This is a genomic window from Massilia timonae, assembly GCF_001866515.1.
In the GTDB taxonomy this organism is placed as follows: domain Bacteria; phylum Pseudomonadota; class Gammaproteobacteria; order Burkholderiales; family Burkholderiaceae_D; genus Telluria; species Telluria timonae.
On the sequence record NZ_JRYB01000001.1, the window covers coordinates 4208899 to 4227481 of the forward strand.

The following is an 18583-nucleotide window of genomic DNA, read 5'->3' on the forward strand; positions in this document are numbered from 1 at the left end:
ATGGTGGCAAACTCGGCTACCGCATGCAATCGCTTCAGCGCTAAAGTTGTATCACTAGTCAAGCCCGTGAGCCTCGTAAATATCGGACAAGCTGTTGGCGACCCAGGAGTTACCGGGGCTATCTACTTTGCCTACCGCTGAGCATGGCTCTCGCCATGGCGCTTCTGTGCCCAGCAAGAGCCCGCGGGGTGGCAATCCTCGCGATGACGCAGTGATTAGAGCAGAAAATTGGGCTTTAGCTCGCCATCGAGCGCAACCGTTCCAATGGTTTCGTCCTTGAGCCCCACGCCGGTCAGCTCCCGCCGGCGCGCTTCGGACAGCAGGTAATGGAGCCGCGCCGCGGCCTCGTCATAGGGTTGCCCCGCCGGCCGTACGTTCGAGATGCAGTTGCGCCGTTCGTCAGTCAGGCCGACGGCCGGCGCCCACGTGATGTACAGGCCCATGCTGTCGGGCGAACTCAAGCCTGGACGCTCGCCGATCAGGACGACAACGATCTTGGCGCCGAGCAGTTCTCCCACCTCGTCACCGACCGCCACGCGGCCCTGTAGAACAACGGATGGCGGTGCGACTGCCCAGCGCTGTGCGAGCAGTCGCGTGCGCAGCAGCTGCAAGAATGGCGCGGCGTTCTGTGCGACTGCCAGCGCGGAAAGGCCGTCCGTGACGACGAACGCGACGTCGTAGGGACGCGCTTCGACAGAGGGAGCCCGCGAGGCCGCCAGCGCAGCGCACGCGTCCGGGGCCAGCCGCCGCCCGAGGTCGGGCCGTTGCAGGTACACGTTGCGGTTGGCAGCGGCGCTGTGCAGTACCTTGCACGGGCCCGCTTCCGGCCATGCGCTCTCGATCGCCTGACTCAGCGTATCGGTGTCGAGCGCCAGGTGCACGGCGTCGCGCGCGCGCGCGTGCGCCAGCTGGAAATCGAGCTGGGCGGACGTGGGTTGGCTGACGCCGGTGTGACCGAGCGCAATGCGCGCGGCCGTGAACTGGCGCAGTGCCTGCCAGGGGTTGGGGATGACGGTCTCCGACATCGTGTTCACCTCAGGTAATCCGCGACAGCGCGTGCTGGAACGGCGCCGGCAAGCCGCGCCCCAGCGCGACTTCGCCGTCGCCAGCAAAGATGCCCATGTCGCGCAGCCATGCGTGGAATTCCGGCGCCGGCGCAAGACCGAGCGCCCGCCGCGCGTACAACGCATCATGGAACGAGGTCGTCTGGTAGTTCAGCATGATGTCGTCCGAGCCGGGAATGCCCATCACGAACGTGCAGCCAGCCACACCGAGCATCGTCAGCAGCACGTCCATGTCGTCCTGGTCCGCCTCGGCATGGTTCGTGTAGCACACGTCGCAGCCCATGGGCAGGCCCAGCAGTTTGGCGCAGAAGTGGTCTTCCAGTCCTGCGCGGATGATCTGCTTGCCATCATAAAGGTATTCCGGTCCCATGAACCCGACCACGGTGTTCACCAGCAGCGGCTTGAACTTGCGCGCCACGGCATAGGCGCGCGCCTCGCAGGTCTGCTGGTCGAGGCCGTGGTTGGCGTTGGCCGACAGCGCGCTTCCCTGGCCGGTCTCGAAGTACATCACGTTGTCGCCGACCGTGCCCCGTCCCAGTGACAGGGCGGCCGCCTGCGCTTCGGCCAGCAGCTTGAGGTCGATGCCGAAACTGGCGTTCGCGGCCTGGGTGCCGGCGATCGACTGGAAGACCAGGTCTACCGGCGCGCCCCGTTCGATGGCCGCGATCGTGTTGGTCACGTGGGTCAGCACGCACGACTGTGTCGGAACCTGGTAACGGGCGATGATCTCATCGAGCATCTCGACGATGCGGATCACCTGCTGCACGTTGTCCGTGGCCGGGTTGATGCCGATGACGGCATCGCCATTGCCGTATAGCAGACCGTCGAGCAGGCTGGCTGCAATGCCGAACGCGTCATCGGTCGGATGGTTCGGCTGCAGGCGCGTCGACAGCGTTCCCGGCAGACCGATCGTGTTGCGAAACCGCGTGACCGACCGGCATTTGCGCGCGACCAGCACCAGGTCCTGGATCCGCATGATCTTCGACACGGCGGCCGCCATCTCCGGCGTGACTCCCGGGGCGATCTGGCCCAGGGTTGCCGTGTCGGCGTCATCGCCCAGCAGCCAGTTGCGAAAGTCGCCGACGGTCAGGTGGCGGATGCGCTGGAAAGCGCCGGCATCGTGCTCGTCGAGGATCAGGCGAGTCACTTCGTCCGTCTCGTAGGGCACGACGGCCTCGTTCAGGAAGGTCGTGAGGGGCAGCGAGGCCAGGGCCATCTGCGCGGCCACGCGTTCTTCGGCACTGCCGGCCGCGACGCCAGCCAGTTGGTCTCCCGAGCGTGCCGGACTTGCCCTGGCCAGGAGTTCGCGCAGGTCGGCAAAGGTATATGTCCGTTTGCCTACGGTATGAGTAATTTGACTCATGGCTGGTTCCGATCAGTTGCAGATGATGGACATGAGGGCTGTGTAACCTGGTCTATACCAATGACGATCCTGCCACATATTCATGATGAATGCGCGCATGATCAAGCAGCTTCGATGTAAATCGCCCCAAGTTTTGTGGAGGCTCCATTTTGAAAAAATGAAGCGATGAGGAGCGGCTGCACACCGGAGACATTTCGCCGCTGGGTATGCCAGCAAGAGCGTGATACCGACCAGCGCCCAGGTCCGACCAAGGTGTGGAGCGCGAGCTGGCCGATACGCGGCACCAGCTGGCAATTCAATGATGCCGATTCCCAGAAATCCAGCGCCAACTGCTAGAAATCAATTTGCATAGTCTAAGGACTAATAGACTTGCTGATACGTGTTTCGAAGGCGTGTGGATTCCGGAGGAGGCAGCATGGGCATCAACAGAGGCACGCCCTACATGCGACGCGCTAGTCCCGTGGCGTTCAGGCGTCCGGGCCGCGAGCATGGCGCGATAGGAATCATGGGCGTTGCAGCGATCATCATCATATGCGGGTTCTGCAGCCTGGCACTGGACCTTTCCCGCGTATACAACCGGAAGATGGAACTCCAGAGCGCCGCCGACGCCGCTGCGGTGAGCGCCGCGATCGAGCTGGACGGCACCAGGGCTGGCCTGACCAAGGCGGCACAGAAGGCAGCCGCGCTGTTTGCGATACCCGTCATGTACGGCGGCCCCAGTTATGGCTACCTGGCGGAAGCGATGGACTGGTCCGACGACGCCATCAGATTCGGCGCTTCACCTGATGGTCCATGGCTCACGAGTGGCGAGGCAGCGGCGAGAAGCGCACCCAACGGCCTTCTGTACGTCCGCATCGATACCGCGGGACTGGATCCGGATTACGGGCAAGTGGAGACCCTGTTTCTGCCAGTTGTCGCGTCCGGCGATACCGTGACCTCGACAAGTGCACATGCCGTGGCTGGCCCGACTGCGATTGGCGTCATGCCATTCGGGATATGTGCAATGCACGATGATGAGAAGCGTAACCGGAATGGCGAGCTGGAAGAATACGGTTTTCGGCGCGGTGTCGGCTATGACCTCATGCAACTGAACCCCGAATCGGCGGGTGCAGGGCAGACCTTCCTGATCCATCCGTTCGTCGGCCCCGGCGCCGCGTCGGCGGCGGCGGCCGACTTCAATACGGTCGCGCCGTCCGTCTGCACCGGGATGATGGGGATGGCGCGCATATCGGGAGGAAAGGTCTCGGTTCAGTCGCCATTCGCCCTCAGCGATTACTACCAACAATTCAATTCGCGCTTCGATGAATATACCGCGCCATGCACCCCCAGCACCGCGCCGCCCGACAGGAACATCAAACCTTACAAGTTCAATGATGGCAGCGTGCCGTGGATGACGACCACACCACAGGCCCAGGCGTCGGTACTGTATGAGGACCACGACAATCACAAGCGCTGGACCGTGGCGGGGCCCTATCCATCGCCGGCCGGGACGAGCGGCGCGCAGTATGGCCCGCTCTGGTCTTACGCCAGGGCAGTCCGGTTCGCCGATCCCATGCCGTCAGGAGGCTACGCCGCCTTCCCCACATCGAGCTGGAAAGACCTGTACACCCCGGGCGAGCCAACCGCCAAGTCCAGTTATCCGTCCTCGCCCCCTTATACGACCGGCGGCGCGACGTATGGTCTGGCTCCCGTCAACGCTGGCGTGCGCGACCGGCGGGTGCTGAATATTCCCTTGCTCTCGTGTCCCGTATCGGGGGGGCGTGCGACGGTGAAGGGAATCGGCAGATTCTTCATGACCGTGAAGGCCGACGATACCCATCTGTACGCCGAGTTCGCCGGCCTGGCGGATGAACAGACTTTACGTACGCGAGTGAGGCTTTATCCATGAAAGCACGATTCAACCGAGGCGCACGGCGTGCGCAGACCGGCAGCGTCGCTGTCGAGGCGGCGATCATCCTTCCAGTGTTGATCCTGTTCCTGGCGGTTCCCCTTTTTATGGCAAGAATATTCTGGTACTACAGTGTGGCGGAAAAGGCGGCCCACGACGGCGCACGATTCATGTCCCAGGCGACCCGCTTGGAAATTCAGGACTCCACAGGCGGCGCGGAACCCGCCGTTGCGGCGCTCGCGAAGGCGATTGTCAACGCCGAGCTCGACGAGATCAGGCCCGGCCTGGTCGGGGCGGCGCCGTCGGTCCTGTGCGACGGTCTGCTCTGCGATGGGTTGAGCGTTCCATCGACGGTACGCGTGGCAGTCCGGATACGTATTCATGACGAGATCTTTGGATTCGTCACCAACCCGCTCTTCGGCGAAGACGGGCTGCTCCTGGTCGCAGACGTCACGGTGCGCTATGCGGGCAATTGAGCAGCGCCGCACGGGGCCGACGCGCAGAAGGAAGCAGCAGGGTGTCGCTGCCGTCGAGTTCTCGGTCGTGGGCATCGTCTTCTTTCTGCTGTTCTTCGGCATGGTCGAAATGTCGCGCGCGATGTACGTCATCAATACACTGCAGGAGGTGACGCGTCGTGCGGCCGCGCTTGCGACGAATACCGACTTCAGCAATGCCGCAGCCATGCAAGCGGTACGTCAGCGCGCCATCTTCCGCGACTCGCCAGGATTCCTGCTGTTCGCACAGCCGGTCACCGACACGCACATCATCATCGACTACATGTGGATTCAGCGCAGCGGTGGGGTGATGACCATGGTGGCGATTCCATCCGGATCGTTGCCCGCAAGCCCGGCCGCCAATTTTGCGAACTGTCTCGGCGATCCTTACAGTGAAGGCTGCATACGGCTGGTGCGCGTGCGCGTATGCCAGACAGCCAGCGCGGATGACTGCGATCCGGTGAGCTATCGGAGCCTGGTGTCGATGGTGCCGTTCTCGTTCGGGCTGCCGGTATCGATGACGATCGCGACCGCCGAGACATTGGGCATGCCGGCAGGCGTTCCCTGCGCGTGCCCATGATGATCCGGTAGCGCGCCGGCGCCGCCAGTGCCGCGTCGATCGCGTTGCCACAGCGATATTCCGGGCTGCTTAAAACCCTTCCAGCGCCCCGGGTCTGACCAACATGGTTTGCATCAGGGAAATCCTTGCCGTCCTGCTTGCGTCAAGCTGGGCCGGGATGGCCATCCCTTCGGCCGGGCCCATCGCTGCCGGGACTACCATCTGACCACGGCGGGAACTGCGTCCCGCAAACGCCATGGCCTGGACAGTAGCTGCCTTGCGTAGCTTTATATACGGATAAATATCTATCATCGGAAAGACATCGCCAGTATCACTGACACCGATATGGAAGACCTGTAGCTTGGCGAGCGCGCCGGCGGGAATGATCAAGGTTGCGCCAAAGGGTAATGCGGCCACTGTGCGCACTGTCGGCAGGTAACGCACTACATGGCCTTCGGGATGGAAATACATGCTGGCGGCCGCGGTCGGAACATACCGCGTTCGCCCGGGCCATGCCAGCCTGCGCACGGCGATCATGAGCTCGAGCCCCTGGAATCCTTTTTCGACCGCGAGCGGCGTCTCCAGTTTCAGGTGGCCTTGGACGGTCGACATCCCTGCCACATCGGTGAAATAGATATCCGTCACTGTTGTAAACGGTAGTTTCACATCGGCCACGACTTCGGCAACGCCTCGGGATGTGCTTTCGACAGCGACGATACCGGAAGTGCGGGCCCGGTAGCATGCCGAGCGGGAACATAACAGGATATCGCCGATACGCACGTTCCGCTCGGGCTGCTGCGCGTCGCCTGCGATGGTAATGCGCATCCTGATGGTGTCCTTATCTGCCTTGTTGCCAGCTGCAAAATTGTCCAGGACGGTGGTGTACCGCGATTCGATGGCGCCCACGGCGCCCAGGCCGAACATCAACATGAATGCTGCCCCAGGAATAAGCTTCGGCATGGTTGCTCACCAGGATCCCAATGCGTTCGAACGGCCGACCGACTTGATAGTCGGAAGAGCATAGCCGGCTTTCGGATTCCCGGGTTGACGGCGCGCAGCTGCCGGGACCGCCAGCACCAGGGGACGCGGGTTCGAAAGACTGCCTACTCCCGGTCCACCGCCTGCCGATCCAGCCACACCCCCAGCTGCGCCAGCAACTGCCCGCTATCCACCCGCTTCGACGCATAATCCGACGCCCCCGCCGCCAGGCACTTGGCGCGATCCTCCAGCATCGCCTTGGCCGTGAGGGCAATGATGGGCAGGTGGGCGAAGCGGGGATCGGCGCGAATCGGGCGCGTGGTCTCGTAACCGTCCAGGTCCGGCATCATGATGTCCATGAGGACGATGTCGATGCCGGGATGGATGTCGAGCTGCCGGAGCGCCTCCTCGCCCGATTCGACCGCATTGACCATCATGCCGGCGTTCTCGAGCATCCCGGTCAGCGCGAACATGTTGCGCACGTCGTCGTCGACGATCAGCGCGCACTTGCCGTGCAGGATCTCGGCGGCCTCCGGGCGTGCGGCCGGGTCGGGTGCGGAAGCCTCGACGTCTTCCCTGATCCGTTCCAGGAAGGCGGATACCGCTGCCGTCTTCTCGGCCAGCGACTGTCCGTCATGGCCGAGCACCGCCGCATCCAGCTCGGCTACCTGCTCGAGCGTGGCGGGATCGAGCACGCGCTCGGCGTACAGCACGGCCGGGATGTGCGCCAGGACCGGATCGCCGCGCATCTTGCGCAGCAAATCCATGCCGTTCGCGGCAGCCAGGTCGACGTCGATCACGATGCCCTGATAGGCATGCCGCTCCAGCGCGGCCAGCGCCGCCGCGGCGTCGGCGACCAGGTCGAGCGCCCGTCCTGGCCCGGCCAGCACCTGGCTGATCGCCTCCCGGCGGGCGCGGTTGTCGGCGACCAGCAGCAGGACCCGGATCGGCGGCGCCAGCTGGGCGGTCAGGTCGGCGAACACCTGGGCCAGCGTCGCCAGGTCGGCCGGCTTGGTGGTGTAGCTGGCCACGCCGTGCCGTGCGCCGCGTCCGGGCCGGTCGCGCACCGAGATCACGTGCACCGGAATGGCGCGCGTCGCGTGGTCGGCCTTGAGGCGGTCGGCGACGTCCCAGCCGTCGGTGTCGGGCAGCTCGAGGTCGAGCGTGATCGCATCCGGCCGGTTGCGCTGGGCCAGCATGAAGCCGTCCTCGCCGTTGTCCGCGACCAGCGTGTCGAAGCCGCGCTCGCGCGCCATGTCCTGCAGCGTGCGCGCGAACACCGGGTCGTCCTCGATCACCAGCAGCAGCGGGGCGCTCTGAGGCGCCGGCGCATGCGGGAACGCTGCGGCGGAGGCGCCGCTGGCCTGGCCGGCGGGCGCGCTGTTGTTGCCGTTGCCGCCATTGCGCATGCGATGGTTCAGGCGTTGGCGGATGGCGTCGCCATCCGGCGCAGCGGTCCCCGGGGCCTGCTGCGGCAGGAAGAAGGTGAAGGTGCTGCCCACGCCTTCCTCGCTCTCCACGCTCAGTTCGCCGTCGAGCAGGCGCGCGATCTCGCGGCTGATCGCCAGGCCCAGGCCGGTGCCGCCGTAGCGCCGCGAGGTGCTGGCGTCGGCCTGCTGGAAGGCCTCGAAGATCATCTGGCGCTTGTCCAGCGGGATGCCGATGCCGGTGTCGGTGACGCTGAAGGCCACCACCCGCGGCGCATGTTCCAGCGCCGGCTGGTCGCGCGTCCAGCCGCTGCCGGCGATGCGCGCCGCCAGCGTCACGCCGCCCTTCGAGGTGAACTTCAGGGCGTTGGACAACAGGTTGGTCAGCAACTGCTTGACGCGCTGGCCGTCGGTGCGCAGCACCGGCGGCAGGTCGGGCGCGAAGTCGATCCGGAACGTCAGCCCCTTGGCCTCGAACTGGTAACGCATGCTTTTCTCGAGGTCGGCCGCCAGCGCGGCCGGCGCGACGTCGGCCAGGTCGAGCGAGACGCTGCCGGCCTCGATCTTCGACAGGTCGAGGATGTCGTTGATCACGTTCAGCAGGTCGCGTCCCGACGAATACATCACCTTCACCATCTCGATCTGCCTGTCGCTCAGGTTGCGCTCGCGGTTCAGGCGCAGCTGCTCGGCCAGCAGGAGCAGGCTGTTCAGGGGCGACCTGAGCTCGTGCGACATATTCGCCAGGAATTCGGACTTGTAGCGCGAGGTCAGCGACAGCTGCTCGGCCTTCTCTTGCAGGCTGCGGCGTGCTTCCTCGATCTGGCGGTTCTTGGCTTCGACCTCGGTATTCTGGTCGGCCAGCTGGTGCGCCTTGCGTTCCAGCTCGGCGTTGATGTCCTTGAGTTCGGTCTGCTGCGACTTGAATTCGTTTTCGAGCTTCTGCGCCTGCTGGCGCAGCAGCATCTCGGTGCCGGACGCCGTCTCGATCGAATTGAACACGATGCCCAGGCCGTCCGACAGCTGGTCCAGGAAGTTCAGGTGGATCGCCTGAAACGCCTCGAACGAGGCCAGCTCGATCACCGCCTTCACCTGGCCCTCGAACAGGATCCGCAGCAGCACGATATTGCGCGGGCTGGCCTGGCCCAGCCCGGACACGATCTGAATGTAGTCGTCCGGCAGGTTGGCCACCAGGACGCGCTGCTTCTCGAAGGCGGCCTGGCCCACCAGGCCTTCGCCGACGCGCCACTCGCGCGACAGGTTCTTGCGCTCCTGGTAGCCGTAGCTGGCCATCAGCGTGAGCATTGGGGGTGTTCCCGAGGCGCCCGGCGCAGCCTTGCCGTGGCGCGGCGCCTGCATCAGGTACAGCACCGCGTGCTGGGCCGCGACCAGCGGCGCGAGCTCCGACAGCAGCATGCGCGAGACGGTCATGATGTCGCGCTGGCCCTGCAGCATGCGGTTCAGGCGCGCCAGGTTGGTCTTGAGCCAGTCCTGCTCGGTGTTGCGCTCGGTGGTCTGCCTGAGGTTGCGGATCATCTGGTTGACGTTGTCCTTCAGGTCGGCCACTTCCCCGCGCGCCGCCACCGCGATCGAGCGCCCGAGGTCGCCCTTGGTGACGGCGGTCGCCACTTCGCCGATCGCGCGCACCTGGGTCGACAGGTTGGCGGCCAGCTCGTTGACGTTGTCGACCAGGTCGCGCCAGCTGCCGGCGGCGCCGGGCACGGTCGCCTGGCCGCCCAGGCGGCCCTCGACGCCCACCTCGCGCGCCACCCGCGTCACCTGGTCGCTGAAGGTGGCCAGCGTGTCGACCATGTCGTTGATGGTGTCGGCCAGCGCCGCCACCTCGCCCTTGGCCGGCACAACCATCTTCTGCTTCAGGTTGCCGACGGCGACCCCGGTCACCACCTTGGCCATGCCGCGCACCTGGTCGGTCAGGTTGGCGGCCATCAGGTTGACGCTGTCGGTCAGGTCCTTCCACACGCCCGACACGCCCTTGACCTGGGCCTGGCCGCCCAGCCGGCCCTCGGTGCCCACCTCGCGCGCGACGCGCGTGACTTCGGCGCAGAAGGCGTTGAGCTGGTCGACCATGATGTTGACGGTGTTTTTCAGCTCCAGGATCTCGCCCTGCACGTCCACCGTGATCTTGCGCGACAGGTCGCCATTGGCCACCGCCGTGGTGACGGTGGCGATATTGCGCACCTGGCCGGTCAGGTTGCTGGCCATCAGGTTCACGTTGTCGGTGAGGTCCTTCCACACGCCGGCCACCGCCGGCACGTAGGCCTCGCCGCCCAGGCGGCCCTCGGTGCCGACCTCGCGCGCCACCCGCGTGACTTCGCCGGCGAAGCCGCGCAACTGGTCGACCATGGTGTTGATGGTCTGCTTGAGCTGCAGCACCTCGCCATGGACATCGACAGTGATGGTCTTCGACAGGTCGCCGTTGGCCACCGCGGTGGTGACGGTGGCGATGTTGCGCACCTGGTCGGTGAGATTGCTGGCCATCAGGTTGACGCTGTCGGTCAGGTTCTTCCACACGCCCGACACGCCCTCGACCTCGGCCTGGCCGCCCAGGCGGCCCTCGGTGCCGACTTCGACCGCCACCCGCGTGACCTCGCCCGAAAAGCTCTTGAGCTGGTCGACCATCACGTTGATGACGTCCTTGATCTGCAGGATCTCGCCCTGGACCTCGACCGTGATCTTGCGTCCCAGGTCGCCGTTGGCGATCGCCGTGGCGACTTTCGACACGTCGCGCAGCTGCACCGTCAGGTTGCCGGCCATGGCGTTGACGCTGTCGGTCAGGTCCTTCCACACGCCCGACACGTCCTTCACCTCGGCCTGGCCGCCCAGCTTGCCTTCGGTGCCGACCTCGCGCGCCACCCGCGTCACCTCGCTGCAAAAGGCGTTGAGCTGGTCGACCATGATGTTGACCGTGTTCTTCAGCTCGAGCACCTCGCCGCGGGCGTCGGCCGTGATCTTGCGCGACAGGTCGCCGCGCGCCACGGCGGTGGTCACCTCGGCGATGTTGCGCACCTGGCCGGTGACGTTGCTGGCCATGGCGTTGACGCTGTCGGTCAGGTCCTTCCATACGCCGCCCACGTCCTTGACCTCGGCCTGGCCGCCCAGCTTGCCTTCAAGGCCGACCTCGCGCGCCACCCGCGTGACTTCGCCGGCGAAGCCGTTCAGCTGGTCCACCATCAGGTTGATGGTGTCCTTCAGGCGCAGGATCTCGCCGCTGACGTCGACCGTGATCTTGTGCGACAGGTCGCCCTCGGCCACGGCGGTGGTCACTTCGGCGATGTTGCGCACCTGGCCGGTGAGGTTGCTGGCCATGCGGTTGACGTTGTCGGTGAGGTCGCGCCACACGCCCGAGGCGCCCTCGACCTGGGCCTGGCCGCCCAGCTTGCCGTCGGTGCCGACTTCGCGCGCCACCCGCGACACCTCGCTCGAAAAATTGTTGAGCTGGTCGAGCATGGTGTTGATCGTATTGGCGTTCTTGAGGAATTCGCCGCGCAGCGGACGGCCTTCGATCTCGAGCAGCATGCTCTCGGTGAGCACGCCGCGCGCGACGGCGCCGATCACCCGGCCGACCTCGCGCACCGGCTGCACCAGGTTGTCGATCATCGAATTGATGGCGTCGACCTCGTCGCCCCAGGCGCCGTCGGTCTTGTCGAGCATCATGCGCTGGCCCAGGCGGCCCTCGATGCCGACCGCCACCGAGACCTGCTCGACCGCGCCGGCCAGCTTGCCGTGGGTGGCGACGATGTCGTTGACGGCGTCGGCGATCTTGCCGTCGATGCCGGTCCAGTCGTGCGGCAGGCGTACGCTGAAGTCGCCCGCGCGCAAGGCCATCAGCGCGTCCAGCAGCAGCGCCTGGGACGGCGCGCCGCCCGCGCCGTCGGGCGCGCCAATGCCGATGCCGGCCCCGGCGCGCCCGCCGCGGCGTTCGTGGGCGGCGGCGTCGAGCGCACGCCGGCCCGGCGTGCGACGCGCCTTGACGCGGCGCTCAGGCGCCGCCTGCTCGGTTGTCATGATGTTCCCTGGTGGCCTCGATGCGGAACGGTCCGCGCCTGAGCAGGCCGACCGCATCTTCGTTGGAAACCGCGGCGCTGAAGTAGTTCCCCTGCAATTCGTCGCAGCCGTGGGCGACCAGGAAGTCCACCTGTTCCCGGGTTTCGACCCCTTCGGCGATCACGGTCAGCTCGAGCACGTGGGCCAGGCCGATGATGGCCAGCACGATCGCGGCGTCGCTGGGGTCGGTGGCGATGTCGCGCACGAAGGAGGCGTCGATCTTGAGCTTGTCGATCGGGAAGCGCTTCAGGTAGGCGAGCGAAGAGTAGCCGGTGCCGAAGTCGTCGATCGCGATCGTCATGCCCAGCGCGTGGTTCTGGTGCAGGGTCTCGATCGCCTGGGCCGGGTTGCTCATCACGCCCGATTCGGTCAGCTCGACCTCGAGCAGGGCCGGCTGGATGCGCGCCGCGTCCACCGCGGCGCCGAGGCTGCGCGCGACGTCCTCGCGCCGGAACTGCAGCGCCGAGACGTTGACCGCGATCGGGACGTCGGCGAAGCCGAGCCCGGTCCAGCGCTGCAGCTCGGCCGCCACCTGGCGGATCGCCCAGGCGCCGATCGGGTCGATGCGCCCGGTTTCCTCGGCGATCGGGATGAACTGGCTGGGCGAGATCGTGGCGCCGTCGGCCTGCGGCCAGCGGATCAGGGCCTCGAAGCCGATGATGGCGCCGCTGGCGGCCCGCACCTTGGGCTGGTAGTGCATCACGAACTCGTCGTTGCGGATCGCGCGCTGCAGCGCGCTGCCGAGCGCCAGGCGGTGGCTGGCCACCTCCTGCATCTGCGCCGTGAAGAAGCAGTAGTGGGCGCCGCCGTCGCGCTTGGCGTGGTACATCGCGATGTTGGCGTTGCGCAGCAGCGTGTCGGGGTCGCCGCCGTCGCCGGGAAAGATGGCCATCCCGATGCTGGGCATGATGTGCAGCTCGCTGCCCTCGATCTGGCAGGCTTCCGAGACGGCGGAGATGATCTTCTCGGCCACCAGCGCGGCGTCGGCCAGCTGGTGCAGCTCGACCAGCATCACCACGAATTCGTCGCCGCCGACCCGCGCCACCGTATCGCCCTCGCGCACGCTGGCGGCCAGGCGCTCGGCCACCACCTGCAGCAGGCGGTCGCCGGCGGCGTGGCCGAGGGTGTCGTTGACTTCCTTGAAATGGTCGAGGTCGAGAAACAGCACCGCGACCTGGGCGCGCTGGCGTTCGCGCTGGGCCGTGGCCTGGCCCAGGCGGTCGAGCAGCAAGAGCCGGTTCGGCAGGCCGGTCAGGCTGTCGTGGAAGGACTGGTGCAGCACGTAGCTTCCATTTCCTTGCGCTCGGTGATGTCGCGCGAGATCAGCACCAGTTGCGAGACGGCGCCGTTCGGCGCCCGGATCAGGCTGGCGTCGGATTCGAAATACCGCTCGCTGCGGCCCAGCACGCGGTACTGCAGGCGCCAGTGGGATTCGCCGGCGGGCGGGTGCTCGACCAGGGCGCGCACCCGCTCGCGGTCGTCCACCTGCACGATCTCCAGGTAGCGCGCGCCGGGGCCGACGGCGGCGCCGAACTCGGCGCGGTAGCTGGGGCTGGTGTACAGCCAGGCCCCGGAAGGGTCGAGCAGCGCGACGTAGTCGCCCGCGTGCTCGAGGATCAGGCGTTCGATGCCGGCGTCCGGCGCCTCGCCGTGCGCCCCGGGCGCCAGGGCGCGCACGGGGCGCCGCTCGGGCGCGTCATCGAGGAAGGCCTGGACCTTGGCCTTGAGCACTTCGGGCGCCACCGGCATGAACATGTAGTCGCTCGCGCCCACCTCGAAGCCGCGGCTGCGATCGAGGTCGCTCGCGCGGTGCGAGGTCAGGAACACGATCGGCGTGGCGCGCGAGCGCGGCCGGGCGCGCACCAGGCGCGCGGTCTCGAAGCCGTCCAGGCCGGCCATCTTGACGTCCATGAGGATGACGCAGAAATCCTGCTTGAGCAGGCGCAGCAGGGCCTGTTCGCCGGAGCTGGCGGTGACGAGGTCGGCGTCGAGGTCGCCGAGCACGCTGCGCAGGGCGAACAGCGCGCCCGGGTCGTCATTGACCAGCAGGACCGCCGGCGCCTCCTGGTTCGCGGCGGGGGCGACGCGGGCTTGGGGGATGAGCATGGCAGGTACTCCGCGGTCCAGCGGGCGCAGGTGTGCACTTTCCGTGGACATCTGAATCAGGTACGAATGCCGGGTGATTCTATGTCACCTGGCCACAAATATCGACCGGGCGCACGATACGCGCCGTCCTTGCCTAGACCGTGGCCGGCAGGGCCGGGCGTGAGCGGCCATATCGTGGCGCTCTCGGCCAACCTTCGCGAAAAGGACTATCATGAACGCTTTACCAACCGGACCTTGATGCTCATGACGACCTCCAGCTATCCCGACATCCGCCTCCTGATCGCCAACGAATGGGTCGACGCCACCGGCGGCAAGACCATTCCCGTGGTCAACCCGGCCACCGGACAGCCGATCGGCAACGTGGCCCATGCCGCCATCGCCGACCTGGACCGCGCGCTGGCCGCCGCCCAGAAAGGTTTCGAGGCCTGGCGCTTCGTTCCCGCAGCCGAGCGCGCCGCCACCATGCGCCGCGCCGCCAACCTGCTGCGCGAGCGCGCCGGCGACATCGCGCGCCTCCTGACCCAGGAACAGGGCAAGCCGCTGGCCGAAGCGAAGATGGAAGCCATGGCCGGCGCCGAGATCATCGACTGGTTCGCCGCCGAAGGCATGCGCGTGTATGGCCGCATCGTCCCGTCGCGCAATCCGGCCGCCCAGCAGCTGGTGCTGAAGGAACCGGTCGGCCCGGTCGCCGCCTTCACGCCGTGGAACTTCCCGATCAACCAGGTCGTGCGCAAGCTGGCCGCGGCGCTGGCCACCGGCTGCTCCTTCCTGTGCAAGGCGCCGGAAGAAACCCCGGCGTCGCCGGCCGCGCTGTTCCAGTGCTTCGTCGACGCCGGCGTGCCGCCGGGCGTGGTCGGCCTGGTGTTCGGCGACCCGGCCGAAATCTCCGGCTACCTGATCCCGCACCCGGTCATCCGCAAGGTCACCTTCACCGGCTCGACCCCGGTCGGCAAGCAGCTGGCGGCCCTGGCGGGCGCCCACATGAAGCGCGTGACGATGGAATTGGGCGGCCATGCGCCGGTGATCGTCGCGGCCGACGCCGACGTCGCGCTGGCCGTCAAGGCCGCCGGCGGCGCCAAGTTCCGCAATGCGGGCCAGGTGTGCATCTCGCCGACCCGCTTCCTGGTGCACAACGCGGTCAAGGACGAGTTCACCCGCGCGCTGGTCAAGCATGCCGAAAGCCTCAAGCTCGGTGACGGTCTGCAGGAAGGCACCACGCTCGGGCCGCTGGCCAATCCACGCCGCCTGACCGCGATGTCGCAGCTGGTGGACGACGCGCGCGCCAAGGGCGCAGTGGTCGCCACCGGCGGCGCGCGTGTCGGCGACGCCGGCAACTTCTTCGCCCCGACCATCCTGGCCGACGTGCCCCTGGAGGCGAGCGTGTTCAACGACGAGCCGTTCGGCCCGGTGGCGGCGATCCGCGGCTTCGACAGCCTCGAGGATGCGATCCAGGAGGCCAACCGCCTGCCGTACGGCCTGGCCGGCTATGCCTTCACCAGCTCGATCAAGAACGCCCAGCTCCTGATGAACCGCGTCGAAGTGGGCATGCTGTGGATCAACCAGCCGGCCACGCCGAGCGCCGAACTGCCGTTCGGCGGCATCAAGGATTCGGGCTACGGCTCCGAAGGCGGTCCGGAGGCGCTGGAATCCTACCTCAACACCAAGGCCGTTTCGATGGTCGGAGTCTGATCTAGTTGCTGCAGCCCGGCGCCGGATTGGCCGCCGGGCCGGCGCGGGTCTGGGCGATGCGGGGTATCGCGCCGTCCTTCCCGTAGCTGAATTCCTCGACCGCTACCGAACGGCGGTAATCGGCGTTCGATACCATCTCGTTATGGTAGAACACATAGGATTTGCCGTTGAAGTCGGCGAAGGCCTGGTGGATCGTGTGCGTCACCTTGTTCTTGTCCATGATCACGCCGCGATAGGTCCAGGGGCCGGTCGGGCTCGGGCCCGTCGCATAGGCGATCACCTCGGGCAGGCCGCTCGCATAGCTCAGGTAGTACACCCCGTCGCGCTTGTGCAGCCAGGGCGCTTCTTCGAAATTGAACAGGCCCATGGTCCGGATCGGGCCATCGAGCTCGATCATGTTCGGCTTGAGCTTGGCGTATTTGAGCACCTTGTTTCCGAAGTACAGATAGGCCTGGCCGTCGTCGTCCACGAACACGGCCGGGTCGATGTCGTCCCAGCCGTTCGGCGTCTCGCGCGTCATGTCGTTGGTCACCAGGGCCGAGCCGCGCGCATCCCTGAACGGCCCGGTGGGCGTGTCCGACACGCCGACGCCGATGGCGAAACCGGGGATCGTGGCGTGCTTGACCGGCGCATACAGATAATATTTTCCCTTGTGCCTGACGACGTCGGCGGCAAACGCATCGGCCTTGGCCCAGGCAAAGGTCTTGACCGTGGCGGCGACGCCGTGATCGGTCCAGTTGCGCATATCGCAGGTCGAGAACACGCGCCACTCGTTCATCCTGTAGGTCGTCTCGCCCGGCCTGGCTTCGTCGCGGCCCGTGTACAGGTAGAGGCGCTTGCCGTCGACCACCACGGCCGGGTCGGCGGTGAAGATGTCGGTCACGATCGGGTTGGCGGCATGTGCGCCGGTGGCGATGCAGAAGAGGAGGGCGGGCGGCAGGTTGCGCATCATGGCGGGCTCGCTGTGCGTGGCGCGGCAGCAGGCCAGCGGGCCAGGAGCCGCCGGTATTCGTCGCTGCTGATATTCAGGATGGCGCCGTGGCGCTTCTTGCTGTGGCCATGGTCGATCCTGGCCGGGTCCGCGCGCCGCAAGCGCTCCGGCCGCGTCAGGTCGTCGCTGGTCAGCGCCAGGTAGCCGGCCTTGCGCGCGTACTGGTCGACCCACATGGCCCATTCGCCGGTCTGCGCGATCCTGAACAGGATCGGCCCTTCGACGTCCTTGCCGGTCAGGCCGAGCGGCCGCAGGTCGCCCAGGATGTCCCACTGGCCCAGGAGCTCGTTGGCGCCCTCCAGCGTCAGCTGGCCATCGCCGGAGGCGCGGACGTAGCGATACCGTGAGCGCGGATCGTCGATCTTGACGATCTGGGTGTCGATCAGGCCATGCGCGCCGGGACGGTCGATATACAGCGTGGCCGGCGTGAAGCGGACGAAGTCGCGCGTGCGTGAATAATAGATGCGCGGCTTGGTGACGCCGCCGGCCGGCGAAATCGTGGCCCAGTAGACGAGGTAGTCGCCGCTGCGCTCGTCGTAGATGGCTTCGGGCGCCCAGGCGCAGCCGGCGTCGGGAATGGCGCCGGCCACGTCCACCAGGCGCGGGGCCGACCAGTCGACCAGGTTGGTCGATTCCCAGATCATCAGTTTCGTGCTGCCCTCGTGCATGGCGGCTTGCCAGCCCTTGCCGTTGGCGATGCGCAGGTCGGTGGCGAGGATCCAGAACTTGTCGCCCCGTGGCGAGCGCACGATCGCCGGGTCGCGCACGCCCCGTTCGCCCATCGTGCTGCGCAGGATGGGCTTCGAGCCGTTCAGGTCGGACCAAAGATAGCCGTCCCGGCTGGTGGCAAAGTGGATCTGCTCGCCGTCGGCGGTCTCGCTGGTGAAGTGGACCAGCAGGTAGTTGGGTCGGTCGGCGGACACGTCGCCGTTCAAGCCCTTGCCGTCGACGATCGGCTCGCCGACGTCGCCAGGCTGGAAGGCCGGTTGCATCGGGTCCATCGGCAGGATGTTGCCGTCGGCGTCGAAGCTCATCTTCGCCAGCACGGTCTGGCGCTGGTAGCCGTTGCCGTCCGGGATGGCATGGCGGTGGTAGGCCACATACCAGCGGTCGGTGCCGGGCACCTGGACCACGCTGTGGTGGGCGGTGCCGACCGCCGCGCCGTTCTTTTGCAGGACGATGAAGTTCTTCGTCGCCGCTTTCACCGCTCCCAATGGCGAATCCGCCGTGCCCCAGCCGACCCGGTAATGTGGGCTGCGCGCGTCGTCGATCGACCACATGAAGTAATACTTGCCCTGGCGCTTGAACACCACCACGCCTTCGCGGAAATCCTTCATCGGGATGCGATGCACCTCGCCTTCGACGCTGACCATGTCCGGCTTGAGCTTGTAGGCGTTGGCCTCGATGCCGTTGCCCCAGTACAGATAGGCCTGGCCGTCGTCGTCGATGAAGGGGTAGGGATCGATCGTATTCGTCGTCATCGTGCTGCTGCGCACCAGCAGCGGCGCGCCGAGGGCGTCGACGAACGGTCCGCGCGGCGATTTGGCGGTGGCCACGCCGATCTTGTGGTCGGCGCTGAAGTAGAAATAATACGTGCCGTTGCGCTCGATGGCATCGGGCGCCCAGGCCTTGATATTCGCCCACTTCACATCGTTGGCGACGTCCAGCACCACCCGCTCCTTCTTCCACTTGACGAGGTCCTTCGAGGACCAGACCGAGAAGTCGGTGGTCATCCAGTTCGGCTTGTCGGACGTCGGGTAAAGATAATACGTGTCGCCGAACACCCTGATCGACGGGTCGGCGGTGAAACCCTCGAGCGCGGGCGCCGGCGCCACGTCCTGCGCCTGTACCGAGAACAGGGCGGTGGCCGCGAATGCGATGATCGATGAGACGAGACGATGCATGCCGGGTCGGGTTCCGTACAGGATGGACAGACTGTCATTATGGGCGATGTGTCCCAGG

At 66.5% G+C, this 18583-nt stretch carries 12 protein-coding genes; 4 read left to right on the forward strand and 8 right to left on the reverse strand.

The window, feature by feature from the left end:
* Positions 1-215: 215 nt before the first annotated feature.
* On the reverse strand, positions 216-1025 hold the full coding sequence (eutC, locus tag LO55_RS17970; protein WP_071362512.1) for an ethanolamine ammonia-lyase subunit EutC: 810 nt from the start codon (positions 1023-1025) through the stop codon (positions 216-218).
* A 10-nt stretch (positions 1026-1035) separates the two neighbouring features.
* Positions 1036-2427 (reverse strand): ethanolamine ammonia-lyase subunit EutB, encoded by a 1392-nt coding sequence (locus LO55_RS17975; protein ID WP_071362513.1) that lies wholly within the window; start codon positions 2425-2427, stop codon positions 1036-1038.
* A 415-nt stretch (positions 2428-2842) separates the two neighbouring features.
* Between LO55_RS17975 and LO55_RS17980 the strand changes: the two genes are divergently transcribed.
* Genes LO55_RS17980 through LO55_RS17990 form a run of 3 tightly spaced genes read left to right on the forward strand, consistent with a single transcriptional unit; the run spans position 2843 to position 5389 of the window.
* Positions 2843-4315: a pilus assembly protein TadG-related protein gene (locus tag LO55_RS17980; RefSeq protein WP_083415408.1), complete on the forward strand. Its 1473-nt coding sequence runs from the start codon at positions 2843-2845 to the stop codon at positions 4313-4315.
* A complete protein-coding gene (locus LO55_RS17985) occupies positions 4312-4791 on the forward strand; it encodes a TadE family protein (RefSeq protein WP_071362514.1) in 480 nt (159 codons plus the stop codon). Before LO55_RS17980 ends, LO55_RS17985 begins: the two co-directional genes overlap by 4 nt.
* Positions 4778-5389: a TadE/TadG family type IV pilus assembly protein gene (locus tag LO55_RS17990; protein WP_071362515.1), complete on the forward strand. Its 612-nt coding sequence runs from the start codon at positions 4778-4780 to the stop codon at positions 5387-5389. The genes LO55_RS17985 and LO55_RS17990 overlap by 14 nt, the downstream gene beginning before the upstream one ends.
* A gap of 69 nt (positions 5390-5458) precedes the next feature.
* Here the strand turns inward: LO55_RS17990 and LO55_RS17995 are convergent, their stop codons facing one another.
* The 4 genes from LO55_RS17995 to LO55_RS27055 form a co-directional block, all read right to left on the reverse strand.
* On the reverse strand, positions 5459-6328 hold the full coding sequence (locus LO55_RS17995; RefSeq protein WP_040776313.1) for a hypothetical protein: 870 nt from the start codon (positions 6326-6328) through the stop codon (positions 5459-5461).
* A gap of 143 nt (positions 6329-6471) precedes the next feature.
* Positions 6472-11796, reverse strand: coding sequence for a HAMP domain-containing protein (locus LO55_RS18000; RefSeq protein WP_071362516.1), 5325 nt, complete (start codon positions 11794-11796; stop codon positions 6472-6474).
* A complete protein-coding gene (locus LO55_RS27050) occupies positions 11771-13117 on the reverse strand; it encodes a putative bifunctional diguanylate cyclase/phosphodiesterase (RefSeq protein WP_229410171.1) in 1347 nt (448 codons plus the stop codon). The genes LO55_RS18000 and LO55_RS27050 overlap by 26 nt, the downstream gene beginning before the upstream one ends.
* Positions 13087-13941, reverse strand: a complete 855-nt coding sequence (locus tag LO55_RS27055) for a response regulator (protein WP_229410172.1) — start codon at positions 13939-13941, stop codon at positions 13087-13089. The genes LO55_RS27050 and LO55_RS27055 overlap by 31 nt, the downstream gene beginning before the upstream one ends.
* A 243-nt stretch (positions 13942-14184) precedes the next feature.
* Here LO55_RS27055 and LO55_RS18010 point away from each other — a divergent pair, with 243 nt between their 5' ends.
* Positions 14185-15630: an NAD-dependent succinate-semialdehyde dehydrogenase gene (locus LO55_RS18010; RefSeq protein WP_071363846.1), complete on the forward strand. Its 1446-nt coding sequence runs from the start codon at positions 14185-14187 to the stop codon at positions 15628-15630.
* A 1-nt stretch (position 15631) separates the two neighbouring features.
* Here the strand turns inward: LO55_RS18010 and LO55_RS18015 are convergent, their stop codons facing one another.
* Together LO55_RS18015 and LO55_RS26875 are read right to left on the reverse strand one after the other, a co-directional pair.
* Entirely contained in the window at positions 15632-16582 is a 951-nt protein-coding gene (locus LO55_RS18015) for a glycoside hydrolase family 43 protein (RefSeq protein ID WP_071362517.1), read from the reverse strand.
* Complete coding sequence (locus tag LO55_RS26875) at positions 16579-18525, reverse strand: family 43 glycosylhydrolase (RefSeq protein ID WP_083415410.1); 1947 nt, start codon at positions 18523-18525, stop codon at positions 16579-16581. Before LO55_RS26875 ends, LO55_RS18015 begins: the two co-directional genes overlap by 4 nt.
* Between the last annotated feature and the right edge of the window lie 58 nt (positions 18526-18583).